Annotated in this window: 18 protein-coding genes; 9 read left to right on the top strand and 9 right to left on the bottom strand. The window is 44.6% G+C overall.

Annotated features, from left to right (window positions below):
• The first annotated feature begins 2 nt into the window (after positions 1-2).
• From DFP76_RS09935 to pdxH, 3 genes are read left to right on the top strand one after another with little or no spacing between them, the layout of a single operon-like run.
• Complete coding sequence (locus tag DFP76_RS09935; protein WP_113874484.1) at positions 3-344, top strand: histidine triad nucleotide-binding protein; 342 nt, start codon at positions 3-5, stop codon at positions 342-344.
• A 14-nt stretch (positions 345-358) separates the two neighbouring features.
• A complete protein-coding gene (gene coq7, locus DFP76_RS09930; protein ID WP_113874483.1) occupies positions 359-991 on the top strand; it encodes a 2-polyprenyl-3-methyl-6-methoxy-1,4-benzoquinone monooxygenase in 633 nt (210 codons plus the stop codon).
• Between the two features lie 2 nt (positions 992-993).
• Positions 994-1638 (top strand): pyridoxamine 5'-phosphate oxidase, encoded by a 645-nt coding sequence (pdxH, locus tag DFP76_RS09925; RefSeq protein WP_113874482.1) that lies wholly within the window; start codon positions 994-996, stop codon positions 1636-1638.
• An 82-nt stretch (positions 1639-1720) separates the two neighbouring features.
• Here the strand turns inward: pdxH and DFP76_RS09920 are convergent, their stop codons facing one another.
• Positions 1721-2278 (bottom strand): alpha-ketoglutarate-dependent dioxygenase AlkB family protein, encoded by a 558-nt coding sequence (locus DFP76_RS09920; RefSeq protein ID WP_113874481.1) that lies wholly within the window; start codon positions 2276-2278, stop codon positions 1721-1723.
• Between the two features lie 23 nt (positions 2279-2301).
• Between DFP76_RS09920 and DFP76_RS09915 the strand changes: the two genes are divergently transcribed.
• The 4 genes from DFP76_RS09915 (at position 2302) to yfaE (ending at position 7186) form a co-directional block, all read left to right on the top strand.
• The gene (locus DFP76_RS09915; protein ID WP_113874480.1) at positions 2302-3045 is read left to right on the top strand and encodes a heparan-alpha-glucosaminide N-acetyltransferase; all 744 of its coding nucleotides are present in this window, start codon (positions 2302-2304) and stop codon (positions 3043-3045) included.
• Between the two features lie 302 nt (positions 3046-3347).
• Positions 3348-5612: a class 1a ribonucleoside-diphosphate reductase subunit alpha gene (gene nrdA / locus DFP76_RS09910; RefSeq protein ID WP_113874479.1), complete on the top strand. Its 2265-nt coding sequence runs from the start codon at positions 3348-3350 to the stop codon at positions 5610-5612.
• Between the two features lie 127 nt (positions 5613-5739).
• A complete protein-coding gene (nrdB, locus tag DFP76_RS09905) occupies positions 5740-6873 on the top strand; it encodes a class Ia ribonucleoside-diphosphate reductase subunit beta (RefSeq protein ID WP_113874478.1) in 1134 nt (377 codons plus the stop codon).
• Complete coding sequence (yfaE, locus tag DFP76_RS09900) at positions 6857-7186, top strand: class I ribonucleotide reductase maintenance protein YfaE (RefSeq protein WP_113874477.1); 330 nt, start codon at positions 6857-6859, stop codon at positions 7184-7186. Before nrdB ends, yfaE begins: the two co-directional genes overlap by 17 nt.
• 7 nt (positions 7187-7193) lie before the next feature.
• On the opposite strand, the gene DFP76_RS09895 is transcribed toward yfaE, so the two are convergent.
• A complete protein-coding gene (locus tag DFP76_RS09895) occupies positions 7194-7799 on the bottom strand; it encodes a CDP-alcohol phosphatidyltransferase family protein (protein ID WP_113874476.1) in 606 nt (201 codons plus the stop codon).
• A 79-nt stretch (positions 7800-7878) separates the two neighbouring features.
• Between DFP76_RS09895 and DFP76_RS09890 the strand changes: the two genes are divergently transcribed.
• The gene (locus tag DFP76_RS09890; protein WP_113874475.1) at positions 7879-8634 is read left to right on the top strand and encodes an alpha/beta fold hydrolase; all 756 of its coding nucleotides are present in this window, start codon (positions 7879-7881) and stop codon (positions 8632-8634) included.
• A 63-nt stretch (positions 8635-8697) separates the two neighbouring features.
• Here DFP76_RS09890 and DFP76_RS09885 read toward each other — a convergent pair whose 3' ends face one another.
• From DFP76_RS09885 to DFP76_RS09875, 3 genes are read right to left on the bottom strand one after another with little or no spacing between them, the layout of a single operon-like run.
• Positions 8698-9564, bottom strand: a complete 867-nt coding sequence (locus tag DFP76_RS09885) for a hypothetical protein (RefSeq protein WP_113874474.1) — start codon at positions 9562-9564, stop codon at positions 8698-8700.
• 53 nt (positions 9565-9617) lie between these two features.
• Entirely contained in the window at positions 9618-11657 is a 2040-nt protein-coding gene (locus tag DFP76_RS09880; RefSeq protein WP_113874473.1) for a TonB-dependent receptor plug domain-containing protein, read from the bottom strand.
• 5 nt (positions 11658-11662) lie between these two features.
• Complete coding sequence (locus DFP76_RS09875; RefSeq protein WP_113874472.1) at positions 11663-12529, bottom strand: prephenate dehydratase; 867 nt, start codon at positions 12527-12529, stop codon at positions 11663-11665.
• A gap of 93 nt (positions 12530-12622) precedes the next feature.
• On the opposite strand from DFP76_RS09875, the gene yidD reads away from it, so the two are divergent.
• Positions 12623-12886 (top strand): membrane protein insertion efficiency factor YidD, encoded by a 264-nt coding sequence (gene yidD, locus DFP76_RS09870; RefSeq protein WP_113874471.1) that lies wholly within the window; start codon positions 12623-12625, stop codon positions 12884-12886.
• 14 nt (positions 12887-12900) lie between these two features.
• Here the strand turns inward: yidD and DFP76_RS09865 are convergent, their stop codons facing one another.
• The 4 genes from DFP76_RS09865 to DFP76_RS09850 all read right to left on the bottom strand — a co-directional run bounded on the left by DFP76_RS09865 (position 12901) and on the right by DFP76_RS09850 (position 17125).
• Positions 12901-13551: a response regulator transcription factor gene (locus DFP76_RS09865; RefSeq protein WP_113874470.1), complete on the bottom strand. Its 651-nt coding sequence runs from the start codon at positions 13549-13551 to the stop codon at positions 12901-12903.
• Positions 13552-13580: 29 nt separating this feature from the next.
• Positions 13581-15539: an acetate--CoA ligase gene (gene acs, locus DFP76_RS09860; RefSeq protein WP_113874469.1), complete on the bottom strand. Its 1959-nt coding sequence runs from the start codon at positions 15537-15539 to the stop codon at positions 13581-13583.
• A 140-nt stretch (positions 15540-15679) separates the two neighbouring features.
• The gene (locus tag DFP76_RS09855) at positions 15680-16420 is read right to left on the bottom strand and encodes a class I SAM-dependent methyltransferase (protein ID WP_113874468.1); all 741 of its coding nucleotides are present in this window, start codon (positions 16418-16420) and stop codon (positions 15680-15682) included.
• Positions 16421-16504: 84 nt separating this feature from the next.
• Positions 16505-17125, bottom strand: coding sequence for an HAD family hydrolase (locus DFP76_RS09850; protein ID WP_113874467.1), 621 nt, complete (start codon positions 17123-17125; stop codon positions 16505-16507).
• Positions 17126-17344: the final 219 nt, after the last annotated feature.

The raw sequence follows: 17344 nt of genomic DNA, 5'->3' as shown, positions 1-17344 counted from the left end.
AGATGGACTGTTTATTTTGCAAATTAGTAAAGGGCGAGATTCCAGCCACGATTTTATACCAAGACGATGATGTGATCGCTTTCGAAGACATCATGCCCCAAGCACCTTGCCACTTTCTAGTCATACCTAAGCGTCATATTTCGACCTTAAATGACTTAACCGATGAGGACGCTAGCCTAGTGGGCAAGTTACAGATCACTGCGGCCAAAGTTGCCAAACAAAAAGGCATCAGTGACGAAGGCTATCGCGTTGTCATGAACTGCAACGAAATGGGCGGCCAGACCGTCTACCATATTCATATGCACGTACTCGGTGGCCGTAACATGACCTGGCCACCAGGTTAACGAGGAGAAGGTAAATGACATCCTTTGTTGATAAAGCCGTATTACACTTTGATCGAGCGCTACAGACCTTAGTACCTCATGCTGCACATGCATCACGCCCTTCCCCAGCACGACATCTGGAAGAGGCTGAATTGGATAACAGCGAACGCAAGCATGCGGCTGGCTTAATGAGAATTAACCATACTGGTGAAGTTTGCGCTCAAGCCTTATACGCAGGTCAGGCGACGACCGCCAAATTACCCAGCGTTCGTGAAGAAATGGAACATGCTGCAGATGAAGAGATAGACCATTTAGTGTGGTGCGAACAAAGACTATACGAACTTGGTAGCCAACCAAGCATCTTCAACCCTCTGTTTTTTGGGGCGTCTTTTATGATTGGTGCTGGCGCAGGCTTGATTAGCGACAAACTCAGCTTGGGCTTTGTTGCCGCGACTGAAGACCAGGTCTGTGTGCACCTTGAAAAACACATGGCCAAATTGCCTGAGCAAGACAAAAAAAGCAAAGCCGTGTTGGAGCAAATGTACATAGACGAAGCCAAACACAAAGCCATGGCATTAGACGCAGGCGGTTATGAGTTTCCATCGCCTATTATGAATATCATGACCAAGGTATCGAAAGTCATGACTCATTCGACTTACCGGATTTAATTATGAACAGAGACCTGCAATCGATTCGTCGTGATTACCAATTCGAAGACTTATTAGAAGAGCAAGCCGGTGATAATCCTCTTAGCTTGTTTGATCAATGGCTCGAAGCGGCTATTGAAGCTTGCCCTGATGATCCAACGGCAATGACTCTCAGCACCGTTGACTCGGATGGCTGGCCGCATTCTCGCGTGGTTTTATTAAAGCAAAGAGACGACAGTGGTTTTACCTTTTTCACTAATTATGACAGTGAAAAAGGCCAGCAGTTAGAAGCCAACAATAAAGCCTGTATGAATTTTTTCTGGCCTGCTCTGTCTCGCCAAATCCGTATTGAAGGCCGCATTGAAAAAGTAGAACGTCATGTGTCTACTGAGTATTTTGCAACTCGACCTCGTGGTAGCCAGCTGGCGGCAAGAACCTCGCAACAGAGCGCCATCATTGCGAACCGAGGCGAGCTGAAAAGCGCCTATGACGCCGAAGAGCAAAAATTTCAATCAACAGACGACATTCCTTGTCCAGAGAATTGGGGCGGCTATGTACTCATGCCCAATTTCATAGAGTTTTGGCAAGGTCGTCCCAGCCGTTTACACGACCGAATCTGTTTTGTTCGTCATCAAGACAGCTGGTTAAGGAAACGTAAAGCACCGTAGAGCGGGGCTTAAGGCTTGTAGCCAGACTTTATGAGTTGAGTTAACCGTCTGACTGGCAAGAAAACCTCAAGCCACTAGAAGGTCAAAGTAAGCGACGAAAGGTTAAACTTATGCGCTCTGCTTTGACCTTTTTTCTTACCGGTAATGTGTGTTGCCAAAGGACTTGAACAGAAGATGACATGATCAACCAAGAGCCGTCTTCCAGCTCAAGGCTGTGCTTGATTGTATGATCTTGCTTGTAACGGAAAACAAAACTGCGCTGCGCACCCAAACTTAACATCGCCACCACTGGTGCCGGCCCCAAACTGGGTTCATCGTCCGCATGCCAGCCCATATATTCTTCCCCATCTTGATACCAGTTTAGCAAGACGGCGTTAAATGCTTGTCCGGCGATCGCCTCGGCTTCTTGCTTAAGTACCAACAAACTTTGCGGCCACCCGTCACCGAAATGATCTTTGCCTGAGTAGCGGTAACACAAGCCTTTGTCTGCCACGAAAGCAACCTGTCTAGGCACCAGTACGTCTCGGCCATAGAGTCGCAAAGCTTCACGCTGCCAATTCAGCTCGTGTTTCAATTGCGCCAACAAACCTTGCTTGCTTGAGCTAGAAAATAAGTAACGGTATGATGGTTTTATCGTCATTTAAGCCTTCGCCTCGGAATTCAATGCCAACCTCTGCTGTTACTCTACCTTATACACCTGCTGCCAAAAAACGAAGTTTGTTTCTTGATGCTTATCGAGGCTTCGCTGTTGCCTTGATGATTGTATTTCACTTCTGCTGGGATCTACGTAACTTTGATTTTCTGCAGTTTTCGATTCATGACCCGTTCTGGGTATATTTTCGTAGTTTGATTCTAACGCTTTTTCTGACCGCTGTCGGTTGGTCCGGTTATCTAACACATCAATCACAACGGCCAAACACCTTTTGGAAACGCGATCTTAAGCTCTTCATCGCAGCCGCCGCCATTTCCCTTGCGACATACTTAGCAGCACCAACACAATGGATTTACTTTGGCATACTGCACTTTATTTTACTCGCTTCCCTGCTCACTCGGCCTTTGCTTCGCTGGCCGATTTTATCGGCGCTTCTAGGTGCCACAATCCTTTACATCTATCATTTCACGGATTGGCTACTGTTTCCCAATGCGTTTGATTTTATTCGACAACATTTCTTCGCCTTGCCGACTCGTACCTTAGACATCGTTTTCCCATTTCCTTGGATTGGTGTCGTGCTCATTGGTCCACTACTTGGTTATCTTGGCTGGCACACGCTATCAATCGGAGAAAGCTTGGCTGTTAAAATACTGGCCTTTATGGGTCAATACGCACTGCCCATATACTTACTTCACCAAGTGGTTTTATTCAGTGCAGTTGCCTCGTTCAAAATGGTGCTGGAGTGGTTTTCTTGAGTCTTTTTTGTGCATTGAATATGGCGCTATTTTGGGCAAAAAAAAATGTAAAAAATTCCTTTCTAGCGCTTGCCAAATTGCCATCATCGAAAGCATGTGGCAAACAAGGTAAGTAACCACTTAGTCATGGTGAATTTCTTATTTTTGCGTTTTTTTCAAGCCTTGATTTTCAATCCATTGAGCACTATTGTTCGTTACAGATTTTAAATAAAACACTATATGTAGTGTTTAGATATATAAACAAGCACTACATAATGTGTGGCACCTCTTTTTCAAACAATGCGCTAATGGGAAGTTAAGGCATGAGTACTCTCACAGTTACTAAACGTAACGGGACGACCGAAAATATCAATCTAGAAAAGATTCATAAAGTCATTATGTGGGCTGCCGAGGGATTAGATAATGTCTCCGTTTCCCAAGTAGAATTGAAAGCGCAAATTCAATTCTTTGAAGGTATTCGTACAACGGACATACACGAAACCTTAATCAAATCCGCTGCCGATTTAATTTCCGAAAACACACCGGATTATCAGTACTTAGCTGCGCGTTTAGCCATCTTCCATTTGCGTAAAAAAGCATTTGGTGACTTTGAGCCACCTCATCTACATGCTCATGTCAAAAACCTTGTCGCGCAAAAACGTTACGATGGTCATTTGCTAGAAGATTACAGTGAAGCCGATTTCGAACAGATGAACGGCTTTATCGATCACTCTCGTGACATGAACTTTTCTTATGCTGCCGTTAAGCAGTTAGAAGGCAAATACCTTGTCCAGAACCGTGTGACTGGCGAGATTTACGAAAGCCCTCAGTTTATCTACATCCTAGTCGCAGCTTGCTTGTTTGCTAACTATGATAAAAACACCCGTTTAGACTTAATTCGCCGTTTCTACGATGCGGTATCGCAATTTAAAATTTCGTTGCCGACGCCAATCATGTCCGGTATCCGTACCCCTACTCGTCAGTTCAGTAGCTGTGTATTGATTGAGTGTGGCGACTCGTTGGATTCCATTAATGCCACTTCCAGCGCCATCGTAAAATACGTGAGCCAGCGTGCTGGTATTGGTGTAAACGCTGGTGCTATCCGTGCTTTGGGTAGCCCAATTCGCGGTGGTGAAGCGTTCCACACAGGTTGCATTCCTTTCTATAAGCACTTCCAAACAGCGGTTAAGAGCTGCTCTCAAGGTGGTGTACGTGGTGGCGCGGCAACCGTGTTTTACCCAATTTGGCACTTGGAAGTCGAAAGCCTGTTAGTACTGAAAAATAATCGTGGTGTGGAAGAGAACCGTGTTCGTCACTTGGATTACGGTGTGCAATTCAACCGTTTGATGTATCAACGTTTGATCAAAGGTGAAAACATCACCTTGTTCAGCCCATCCGATGTACCAGGTCTGTACGATGCTTTCTTTGCGGATCAGGAAGAGTTTGATCGTTTGTACACGCTTTACGAAAAAGACGACAGCATTCGCAAACAAACCATCAAAGCGTCTGAACTCTTTACCCTGTTTGCTTCCGAACGCGCTAGTACTGGTCGTATTTACCTACAGAACGTTGACCACTGTAATACTCACAGTCCGTTTGACCCTAAAGTCGCTCCGGTTAAGCAAAGTAACCTGTGTTTGGAAATTGCTTTGCCAACTAAGCCTTTAGAACGTGTTGACGATCCTGAAGGTGAAATTGCCCTATGTACTTTGTCTGCGTTCAACCTAGGCGCACTAAAAGACTTAAACGAGTTGGAAGAGTTGGCTGAGTTGATCGTACGTGCTCTAGACAGCCTACTGGATTATCAAAACTACCCAATTCCAGCAGCGCAACGCGCTACTGAACTACGTCGTACTCTGGGTGTGGGTGTCATTAACTACGCTTACTACCTAGCGAAAAATGGTGTGAAGTATTCAGATGGCAGTGCCAACGAATTGACACACAAAACGTTTGAAGCAATCCAGTACTTCTTGTTAAAAGCGTCGAACAAACTGTCTAAAGAATTCGGACCTTGTCTTGCGTTTAACGAAACAACGTATTCAAAAGGCATTTTGCCAATCGACAGCTACAAAAAAGAAATCGATGCAGTTTGCCCAACGGCATTGGAATATGACTGGGAAACTCTGCGTAAAGAGATTGTTGAACACGGCCTACGTAACTCTACATTGACGGCATTAATGCCTTCTGAGACCTCGTCTCAGATCAGTAATGCAACCAATGGTATCGAGCCGCCACGTGGTTTCGTCTCTGTCAAAGCCAGTAAAGATGGCATCTTGAAACAGGTCGTTCCAGAATTTGAACGTCTAAAAGACAACTACGAATTATTGTGGAGCATCCCGTCTAACGATGGTTACCTACAACTTGTTGGCATCATGCAGAAGTTCGTTGACCAAGCGATTTCTGCTAACACCAACTATGACCCACAGAAATTCGAGTCTCAAAAAGTACCAATGAAGGTCATTTTGAAAGACCTGTTAACGGCCTACAAACTGGGTGTGAAAACACTTTACTACCATAACACTCGTGACGGTGCCGAAGACAAACAAGAAGACATGGATGATTGCGCAGGCGGTGCTTGTAAGATCTAAAACCGTCGAACCGACGTAATAACTAAGCCCCATTTCATTGGGGCTTAGTCATGTTAAAAAGCCAAACACATTAATTGATAAGGCACGCTATTCCGCGTCCTTTCGCATTAGAGGATATTATTGCGAGATGAGTTATTCGACTTTCAACCGCAAACATTTCGACAGCATGAAAGAGCCTATGTTCTTTGGTGAAAACGTCAACGTTGCTCGTTACGATCAACAAAAGCACCCTATTTTCGAAAAGCTGATCGAAAAGCAGTTGTCCTTTTTCTGGCGCCCTGAAGAAGTCGACCTCTCTACTGACCGCAAAGATTTTCAGCGTTTAGAAGAACACGAACAACACATATTCTTAAGTAACCTAAAATACCAAACGCTGCTGGACAGTGTTCAAGGTCGTTCACCAAACGTCGCCTTGCTGCCAATTGTTTCTCTACCTGAGCTAGAGACTTGGATTGAAACCTGGTCATTCAGTGAAACCATTCACAGCCGTTCTTATACGCACATTATTCGTAATATCGTGAATGATCCGACCAAGATTTTTGACGACATTGTGAACAACGAAGAAATTACCAAACGTGCTGACAGTGTGTCTAAATATTACGACCGCTTGATCGAAATGGTGAATCTGTATAACACAATGGGACTGGGCACTTTTCATGTACCGGGCAAAGGTGATGTTGAAATCTCCATGCACGAACTGAAAAAGGCATTGTACCTTACCGTTGCTTCGGTCAACGTTCTGGAAGCGATCCGTTTCTATGTCAGCTTTGCTTGTAGTTTTGCGTTTGCGGAACGTACTTTAATGGAAGGCAATGCCAAGATCATCAAACTGATTGCCCGCGATGAAGCCTTACATCTGACCGGTACGCAACACATGCTTAACCTGATGGCATCGGGTAAAGATGACCCAGAAATGGCGACGATTGCCGCTGAATGCAAAGATGAAATGCGTCAGATTTTCATTGAAGCCGCAGAGCAAGAAAAAGAATGGGCCAGTTACCTATTCAAAGACGGCTCCATGATTGGTTTGAATGCGCAAATTCTTGGTCAATATGTTGAATACATTAGTAATGTTCGCATGCAAGCCGTTGGTTTAGACACTCACTTTGAGACTAAGCATAATCCTATTCCTTGGATCAACGCTTGGCTAGTCAGTGACAACGTTCAGGTAGCACCACAGGAAGCGGAAATTAGTTCCTATCTGGTTGGACAAATTGATAACGATCTAGACGAATCGGATTTCGATGACTTCGATCTCTAAAGTAGCGCATTTTCAACCTGAACAAGGCGAGCAAACTGCCCCTACTCAGGATAAAGACCAAGTTCATCGGGTGTTGCTGGGTAAAAAGCAAATTCTGGTAACCGAAGATGAACCGCTCTTAATACAGCTTGAACGCGCTGGTATTCACGTTGAATACCAGTGTCGTGAAGGCTACTGCTCGTCTTGTTCCATTAAGCTATTGTGGGGACAAGTTAGCTACCCATTTGAACCTCTTGCTTGGGTACAAAGTGGCTACCTACTGGCCTGCTGCGCCATTGTAAAAAGCGACATCGAAATCGCTTTTTTTGAATAACCTCAACTTACTTCAGGGTTTGGTAAGCCGCATAGATTCGAGTCACTGTTGTTATCCAGCATACCAGTCCAAATACATACGCTAATTCAACGAAGCTATTCGGCAATAGACAAATTAAGACTAGGAAGCCAATGGTTTCCGCTCCCTCTGCTAAACCGCCCAAAAAATACAAGGATTTATTACCGTACTCTAAACGCTCAATACTGCGTTTTTCCGCCATGATAGCAAAGGCTAAAAAGCTACTTCCAGTGCCCATAAAAGCAAAAATCAAAAAAGCCGCGGCAACAGCATTGGCTTCAGGATTCGCCAACACAAAGCCGAACACCACCCCAGAATAAAAAATAAAATCTAATGTAATGTCTAAATAGCCACCTAAATCAGTAGGCCCCTGCACTCTCGCTACCGCCCCATCCAAACCGTCCATCAAACGGTTTATGACAATGCACAGCAACGCTAGACCATAGGCCTGATGATACAGAGCCGGCAAACTCATCATGCCGACAAAGAAACCAAAAAAAGTAATCTGATTCGCTCTAATTCCCACGGCATCGATACGCCATGCTAATTTTTGCAGGGGGGATTTAAGCTGTTTTATAAAAAACGGGTCAAACACGTTAATACCACTCTAATAGAAGACGCCAACCAATGTCGCTTGCTACAATAGCCTGAAATTCGGATAAAGCAAGGTTAGTATGACACACGTAAAACAGTATGGTTCCACCGGCCCTAATCTCATTGTCATTCACGGTTTATTCGGCAATGCCGATAATTGGCACTCTATTGCTCAAGCCCTAGCGGAACACTTTACTGTGTATTGCATTGACCTTCCCAATCACGGCCAATCTTCTCCTATGGCAGAGGCCACCTACCCTAAAATGGCTCAGGCAGTACTGGATTGGGCCCAGGAAACGGGCTTAGAACGCTTCCATCTGTTAGGCCATTCAATGGGCGGTAAAGTTGCCATGCAAATGGCGAGTCTAACCAACCAGATCGACAAACTCATTGTGGTCGACATTGCTCCAGTGGATTACCAACCGAGCCACACAAAGATTCTAGAAGGCTTGCAAGCTCTTCAAGGACAAAGCCTATCAAACCGTAAAGAAGCAGATAACCTGCTCGCGTCCTATGAGCCAAGCTTGCCCATTCGTCAGTTCCTATTAAAGAACCTTTCTAAAACGGATCAAGGCTTACAACTGACGTTAGCAGTGGAACACATAGCAAACGCTTACCAAACCATTTTGGCGAAACCTGAGTTGATCGAAGGTAATCCCGTTGCCACTCTTTTCATCAAAGGAGAAAAGTCAGACTACATAGTGGCAGAGAATCAAGACAGCATTTTACGCGCTTTCCCCAATGCCAGTTTCAAAATATTAGCGGGCACAGGGCATTGGTTACATGCTGAAAAGCCAGTACCTTTCACCAGTTTAGTAAAGCGTTTCTTAGGGTAAACAAACTAGGTCGATTCTGAGTAAACCACTGCAAATTCGTTAGCGTTTATGGGGCAGGCGTTATTAGCAATTGGTGTCTGAACAGAGTCCAAACTGATCTTTTAAGTACAGTTTTGAAGGCAAAACAATACCGTGAGCTTTAACCAAATATGGGTTGAAGCTCACTCGCAGCCATTCGGGGTAAGCCGCCTCAGCCATGGTGCCAGTCTCAGTCCAATCTTGAATCATCACACTCAGTAGCGCCAACTTGTGTTTGGCATCGGAGTGAATGGCAAACAAAGCCCCTGCTCGCACAAAGGCAAAAGAAGGTCCCACCATCACTTTTTGCTGATGAAATAAGAGCTTCAAAATATCTTGGGCATTGCCTTGTTGATACAACTGACTGTCAACAATGGAAAAAATCAAATCCGAATCGTCCAACAGTAAACTCAATGACCTCAGCACGGAGATGCGGTCTGTCGATGTTTGCCAAAATACCAATTTAAAACCATATTCAGCCGCCAGCCTCTCCATTGAAACAGTATCCAGCTGGATAGCGTCAGAATATAACACAGCTAAAGGTTTCGGGTTTAGCCAAATGGCTTTGAGCAGAGCCAGCCGCTTTTCCAGTGGCGCAGCCGAAAAAACCGCACTGGTCGGCACAGCACAGTTAGTTCGAATGGTTTGATATTCTTCCTCACCAATAAAGAGAGCAAACAGTGCACCTCGCGACATGGATAAACAAGCTTGTTCAAAGCTATCACGACCAACCGAAATCACCACATCCTGATCTTCAATACGGCTAATGCTATTCAGAAAGTAAGCTTGACGAATTGGGATTGGCGGTACACTACTAGCAAGACGCTTAGAAAGCTGAAACGTCAAGGATCGTACCGAACTCTCTTCCGTATCGTGCAGTACATAGATGGCGGCGGACGCATGAAACGTCAACAGCCATCCTAAAAAAGTAGACAAAATCCTTTTCACTCTTTGATCAACCAAACTTAAAAGGTGAGACTTGCAAATACATAAGTATAGGCATCTTTTTCTAAAATGTTGTGTCTAGACACCAAAGCATTATTGTCTAGACGAGCCTCTACTCCAGCACCAAAAGTAGCTTTGCTATACAAGCCAAATGAATGTCGATACGCCAGCCAACTATTGACCAACTGATAATCACGTCCTCCTAGCTCCTTACCATACCAGTAGTAACCTTGAACAGACCAATTGTCTGACAACGGTATACTACTGAACAAGGAGGTCATAATTGGCGTGGTGGCACGCTCTAGACGAGAATTATCAGTTTGTGTGTCTTGATAGGCATAGGTAAAACGCGTGATAGCACCTGAACGAGAACGCCAATCCAGCTCCAATTCTATGCCATCAATAATAACGTCTTCTGTCACACCTTCCTCTATCACTGCATCTGTACCAGACAAAGCACTAAAAACTTTTGAGCTGAGTACCATATCATCCACTTCGTCATGATACAGTTTGATGTCCAATGAAAGACCACTGGTTGGCCAGTAATGATAATAACCCAGTTCATAGGAGGTGATTTTTTCTTCTTCTTCCCCCTCATCGGCGTAGGTCACCGTTGAACTCTCGCCGTTTGATAAGACATAGTGCCAGCGGAAATGTTGATCCGACAAATCGGGCGTACGAACCGCCTTTGAAACATTAAAACGCAGGGAGTCTTGCTCTGATAATCTATAGGTCATGCCAAATTTAGGAGACAAAAAAGTCCCACTCAATTCACTGTGTTCTAACATAGCGCCCGTATTCAGCACCCAATGTTGATCAGCTCGATATTCTAAGTTAGAAGACAAGCGAAACACTTCATCTCGAGCGATACCAGATAAATAATGTTCCGATTCCGCTTTTTCCCAACGATAACCCAATGCTGAAATCACTCTAAGTTGGTCTGCCGCCTGCCAAGTGCTTTGCAATTCAATATCATGACGAGTTTCTATTAAATCCACTTCGTAAGAAGCATTAACATGTTCTGTTTCTGAACCTCCAAACATTACGTTATAGAAGTCTTTATTTAAGAAGGCATTATGGAATTCATTGGCATCTGAATAGTCATAATAATATTGCAGCCTTAATTCGTGATGTGTAGAGGTCTGCTGACTAAAGCCAACTTTGATGTATTCCCGATCGACGATTCGTAAAGGGTCATTCGTGTCGTATGAACCTGTAGCGGATTCATCCTCATAAGTAGAGGGATCGATATTGGCTTTTAAGTGACTTGCTCCAATGTCTAGATCAAAGCGACTATCAGAGGTTTCTTGCTGGAGAAAAACATTTCCCATTGTCGCACCATGACCGTCATGCCGATCTTCCCCATAAACGTCGACATCAAAACCATCTATATTTGTCGTAGAAGCGGATGCTCGATAACTCCAATCTTTATTCAAGCCACTGTGCTGACCATATAAGCGATAATCCCCTTGCGACCCCACATAGCTGGTAACACTATTACCCAAGGTCTCTAATGGTGAACGAGTAATGATATTCACCACTGCAAAGAAGGAGTTGATGCCATAACTGGCGGCGTTTGGCCCACGGTTGACTTCCACACGAGCGACATCTTCAATGCTAATAGGCAAGGTTGCCCATTCCACTCGAGCTAACCCAACGCTGTACACAGAACGGCCATTGATCAGTACCTGAATTCGACGATATTGGTCTAATTGAGTGCCATGATAAGACGCGACGATTTGACTAGAGGCATGATACGGCGCAACAGAAAAGCCCGGCACAAATTGCAATAGATCCTCAACGTATTGCACATTAACTCGACGAATAAATTCCCCATCTAACACTGACAAGGTAGAAGACACATCGACTCTAGGCTGAGGGATTTTTGAGGGCGTGACAACAACGGGAATGTCTTCTAGAAAGCCATCGTAACCCGAAAAATCTGTGTTGGCTTGATCAGATGAGGCTAAAAAGTCCGCATCAGAAAATAACAGATCGTCTTCAGCCCATGCGGCAACACTGCTGACACATAACAAGAATAATAAAAATTGAGATCGCATACTGTCTACTTCAACCTATACTCATCCGCTAAATAGGTTCCTAAAATACGCACCTCTTCCGAGAAAAACCGTAATTCTTCTAACGCAGCTTGCATGGCGGGCGCTTGAAAATGCGCTTCCACATCCACATAAAATTGGGTCGCTGTAAAGTTGCCATTGACCATATAACTTTCAAGTTTGAGCATGTTAATACCTTGTGTAGCAAAGCCCCCCATGGCTTTATACAAAGCAGCAGGAATGTTACGTACACGAAACATAAAGGAGGTAATATAGGTATGCTCTGATTCGTACACTGGCATTTTTTGCTGACGAGAGAACACCAAGAATCGCGTGGTATTGCCTTGAGTATCATTAAAATGCGTTTGCAGCACCTTTAAACCATACAATTCCGCCGCCAATTCGGATGAAATCACGGCCAGCCCTGGCTCTTCTTGCTCTGCTATGTGTTTGGCGGCACCTGCTGTATCGTACATCGCCAGATTTTTCGCTCCCAGCGCTTTTATATTACCGTCACATTGGGCAAGCGCTTGTGGGTGACTGCCGATTCGTGTCACTTGCTCTAAGGTCATATCATGACGAGCAATCAAACAGTGATTCACTGGCTCAAAATGCTCTTTGACAACAAACAGCTGTGTTTTGCGTAATTCACGATAGATTTCTTCGACACGACCTGCGGTCGAATTTTCAACAGGAATCATGGCGTAAAAGGCATCACCTTGTTCGACCATATGCAGAGCGTCGGCAAAGGTTGCACAATTTACGCTCGTCCAATCAGGAAAGGTGTGTTTGCAAGCCAAATGAGAATAAGCGCCAGGCTCGCCTTGATATGCGACAATTTGGCTAGCATCAAGTGTTAAAGAAGAATCAGGCATAATATAATAAGGTCTTAATAAGAATTGTTTTACATTATCAAATAGACACTAGGATATACATCCTTATTTCCGACAAAAAGCTGACAGAATATTATGATAAAACGCCTTGCTCTGCTTTTAATAAAAGCCTACCAATATGGGATTAGCCCATTGCTGGGCAATAACTGTCGATTTTACCCAAGCTGCTCTCAATACAGCCTTCAGGCGATAGAGCGTTTTGGTGTGATAAAAGGCAGCTATTTAAGCATTAGGAGATTGTCTAAATGCCATCCATGGCATGAAGGAGGAGAAGATCCAGTGCCAGAAAAGATGTCATGCTGTCAGCCTAAAAACGATTCTGAAAAAGAATCATCCTAAGCGTCGATTACTTGCTACTCATTAGAAGACATTTGCAATTTGAGCTCACTGGCGACTAATACCGCTTGCGTACGATTATTAATGTCCAGCTTTCTAAAAATAGCCGTAATATGTGCTTTTACGGTTGCTTCTGAGATAGATAACTCATAAGCAATTTGTTTGTTCAACAAACCTTCGTGCAAATAACACAACACCTTGTATTGTTGTGGCGTCAATTCCGCAACACGCTTTTGCATGGTTAAATCTGCCGCGGGTTGATTATCAACGTCTCTTTTAAGAGATTCAGGCAACCAAATGTCCCCTAGCAAGATTTCATTAATGGCGGCCACATACACAGCAGGTTCGCTGGTCTTTGGAATGAACCCCAAGGCCCCCGCTTCAATCACTTTGGCAACCAAGGCACTGTCTTCACTGCCAGAAATAATGGCCACAGGAACATCTGGGTAGTCTCGCCGAATACGAATCAAGCCATAGAGCTCACCGCTGCCGGGCATATTCAAGTCCAGTAGCAAAAGATCCAGATCTTTTACCTGTTCCAGACAACGTAAAGTCGAATCCAAATCATTGGCTTCGACTATGTCTACGTCTTTAATTTCTGCCCGCAGCGCACTACTCAGCGCGCTACGGAACAATGGGTGGTCATCCGCAATAACAAGTGACAGCACATTTTATCCTTATTAGGTCAGTACTATGTCTACTCATTTAAACGGTTTTCAATCAAATCATCAACCACACTAGGATCCGCTAGGGTACTCGTATCCCCTAATTGATCTTGTTCATTTGCCGCAATTTTACGCAAAATACGACGCATAATCTTACCCGAACGAGTCTTAGGCAAACCTCGACTCGCCCATTGAATCAAGTCCGGCGTCGCAATTGGGCCAATTTCCTGACGCACAAACTGCTTAAGAGACTTACTTAATTCATCATCCGGTGTCATACCAGACACAGGGGTCACATACACATAAATACCTTGCCCTTTGATGTCGTGCGGATAGCCAACAATCGCGGCTTCCGCCACCGATGGGTGCGCCACCAAAGCACTTTCAATTTCAGCCGTACCTAGACGGTGACCAGACACATTTAATACATCGTCCATTCGACCTGTGATCAAATAATGGCCATCTTCATCTCGTGAAGCGCCGTCCCCTGTGAAATACATACCATCGAAGGTACTGAAATAGGTTTGTTCAAAACGCTCATGGTCACCATATACGGTACGAGCTTGCCCTGGCCAAGAGTCGGTCAATACTAAACCGCCTTCAACCAACACACCTTGCTGACTTTGAATTTCCCCTTGAGCATCCACCAATGCTGGCTGAACGCCATACAAAGGACCAGTACAGAAGCCAGGTTTAATGTCCCCTTGACCAATTCTTGGCGTCATCATCATGCCGCCCGTTTCCGTTTGCCACCAGGTATCTACGATAGGACAAGCTGAATTACCGATTTCACTGAAGTACCAAGACCATGCTTCTGGATTAATGGGTTCGCCAACGCTACCAAGAATACGCAATGATTTACGTTCACTGCTTTTCGTGGCTTCGTCGCCTTTTGCCATCAAGGCTCGGATGGCGGTAGGCGCAGTGTATAAAATCGTCACATCAAACTTGTCGACCACTCGGCCGATGCGTCCAGAATCTGGAAAAGTCGGCACACCTTCAAACAATATGCTGGTTGTGCCATTAGCAAGAGGACCATATACCATGTAACTGTGACCCGTAATCCAGCCCACATCGGCCGCACACCAGTAAACATCGTCCGCTTTTAAATCAAACACAAGCTCATGGGTAATCGAAGCGTAAAGCAAATACCCACCAGTGGTGTGCACCACCCCTTTAGGCTTTCCTGTAGAACCTGAGGTATAAAGAATAAACAATGGGTCTTCAGCGTTCATCGGCTCAGCTGGGCATTGTGTTGATTCATTCGCTGTTTCTTGAGCCCAGTCCAAATCACGACCAGCCACCCAAGGAATGTCCTTCTGGGTGTAACGGCATACCAGGACTTTTTCCACTGACGGACAAGCATTGTTGTCTAAGGCCATATCAACGTTATGTTTCAATGGAATGGTGTTACCCGCTCGCTTACCTTCGTCGGCGGTAATGACCAATTTCACACCACAATCGTTTAAACGATCCGCTATCGCGTGAGCAGAAAAGCCCCCAAATATGACGGAATGAATGGCACCGATACGTGCACAAGCCAACATACTGTAAACGGCCTGTGGAATCATGGGCATGTAAATGGCGACTCGATCGCCTTTTTTAATCCCTTGGCGTTTTAATACATTCGCCAATCGGCCTACTTCATCGTGTAGGGTTTGATAGGTTACCGCGATTTTTTCATCGCTTTCCAAATCCCCTTCACAGTAATAAGCCACTTTGTCGGCAAGTTGAGGCAGGTGGCGATCGATGCAATTGTGAGCCACGTTTAACTCACCATCTTCAAACCATTTTATGCTGATGTTACCTCGTTCAAACGAGGTGTTTTTGACCTTGGTATATGGCTTAGACCAATCTAAGCGCAACCCCTCTCTGCCCCAAAATTCGTCTGGGTTGTCAATCGATTCTTGATAGCGTTTTTCAAACTCGGCCTGACTGATATTGGCGTGCTTTTCCGCTTCAACTGAAATTGCGCTATATAATGATTTCATAACCCGCTCCATTGTTAATGTTTTTATTCGGATGCAGAACTACTATAGCGGTCTGCTAATGCCTAGCTATTCCACTTTAGTCTTAATTTCCTATTTCATCTTCCTATGAAAGGCAAATTTGAGCCAACAAATGTCTTGTATCAATTGAAACGACCCGCTTTAACAAAGAATGGCAAATTAACGTCTTGCTTTTGATGTGGCGTATGCCAAGCTCTTTCCAAGGGTTCAAGACTGCTCAGTAAAGCCTCCTCCCCATGTTGACTCAGAAATTCTTGCGCCCCAGACCAGCTAAAAATAAAATCTTTTACCTGCGCAACGGACCAGTGACAAACCAATTCAAATTTTGGCACGTCAATTAAATCTATAGGGAATTCGATGTCTCGATATTCATTCCACAACAGCCGACTTTGTTGGGGCCAATAAGGCGCCAAGAGTGGCATAACATGTTGCGAAATGGCGTAATCTTCTGCTTCCCCTATTAATAATCGGTTATACCCCCAGCAGACAAACAGACCACCTGGTTTCAGTACGCGCTTTAATTCTGCCCAAAAGGCGTCTAAATCGAACCAGTGAAGAGCATGAGCCACACATACTAGATCAAAATGCTGATCTGGGTAGTGAGTCATTTCCGCAGGCGATACTTGGTAAGTGACACGCCGATGTGGTGTGGCGGCATTTATTTGCGACTCACTAATATCAGAGGCTTCAATTTGATCAAAGTAAGCGGCCAGATCAACAGACGCTTGCCCAGTTCCACAGGCACAATCCCATACCACACTGGATGCATTCACCTGCTGAAATAACCAATAGTAAAATTCAGCTGGATACAAAGGCCGAGTTCGTGAATAGTTACTTGAGCTTAGCCCATCAAATCCTCTCATCTAACCTTCTCCGATTGTCTACCCAAGGTTTTTTCGCTTACCGCTTTGACCATAAGCAATGGGTTGATCTTGATTAAAATGCCATTATTGCGTCAGTACCTGATATTGGGTCAAAACCTGACGAGCCTCGATCACGCCTTTCACCCTATGAGCATGAATGCCCAGTGCTGTTGCGGTATCAATGTTCAGTTGATTGTCATCAATAAATAGAATCTCTTGTGGCGCGACACCCAAGCGCCTTAATACTTCCTCATAAACCGCTCGATCCGGTTTCACCAAGCCCAGTTGATGGGAAGCGAAATAATGATGAAAGTGCCCTGCCAAGCCCATTTCTCCCATGAGTCTAGGCCAGTGAGCGGCATTGGTATTCGATAAAATGGCTCGATGGTATTCAGGTTTAACCTGATCAACTAAGGCCAAGGCGCCGGCATACAAACCTCTCGGCCAAGCTTCAAATGCCTGCATAAAGGTATGTTTGTCCGTGTTACTTGCCACTTCCTCTAATAATGCGTCAGCAAAAGAATCGAATGAAATTCGACCTGAATCAAATGCCGCAACGGCCGGCGACTGTAGCCACTGACGCCATACCTCAGACTCTTCACCTTGAGTATTCAACATAGCATGCATTTCCCCAACGTCGCCCAAGTCCACCAGCACATTGCCCAAATCAAACATTACAACACGAATATTATGATCTTGTTTCATTTTATGTTTTCAGCTCCATCGGCAAAATATTGCTTATACTAAGGTATCTATTTGTAAAAAGAACAGACAAAAAGGGCTTTTTCGCTCTTTCACCATGAGCCATTTTTTGCCGATCAGTCCCTTTCGACTATCAGCAAGAATCGGCTCAAATCTTGATGAAAAAAGGGTAAAACACTGACAATAAAATTAAAAACCTTATATTTCAATGAGATAAAAAGT

Source organism: Marinomonas aquiplantarum, from assembly GCF_003314975.1.
GTDB lineage: Bacteria > Pseudomonadota > Gammaproteobacteria > Pseudomonadales > Marinomonadaceae > Marinomonas > Marinomonas aquiplantarum.
This window is presented reverse-complemented; position numbering and strand designations above follow the sequence as displayed.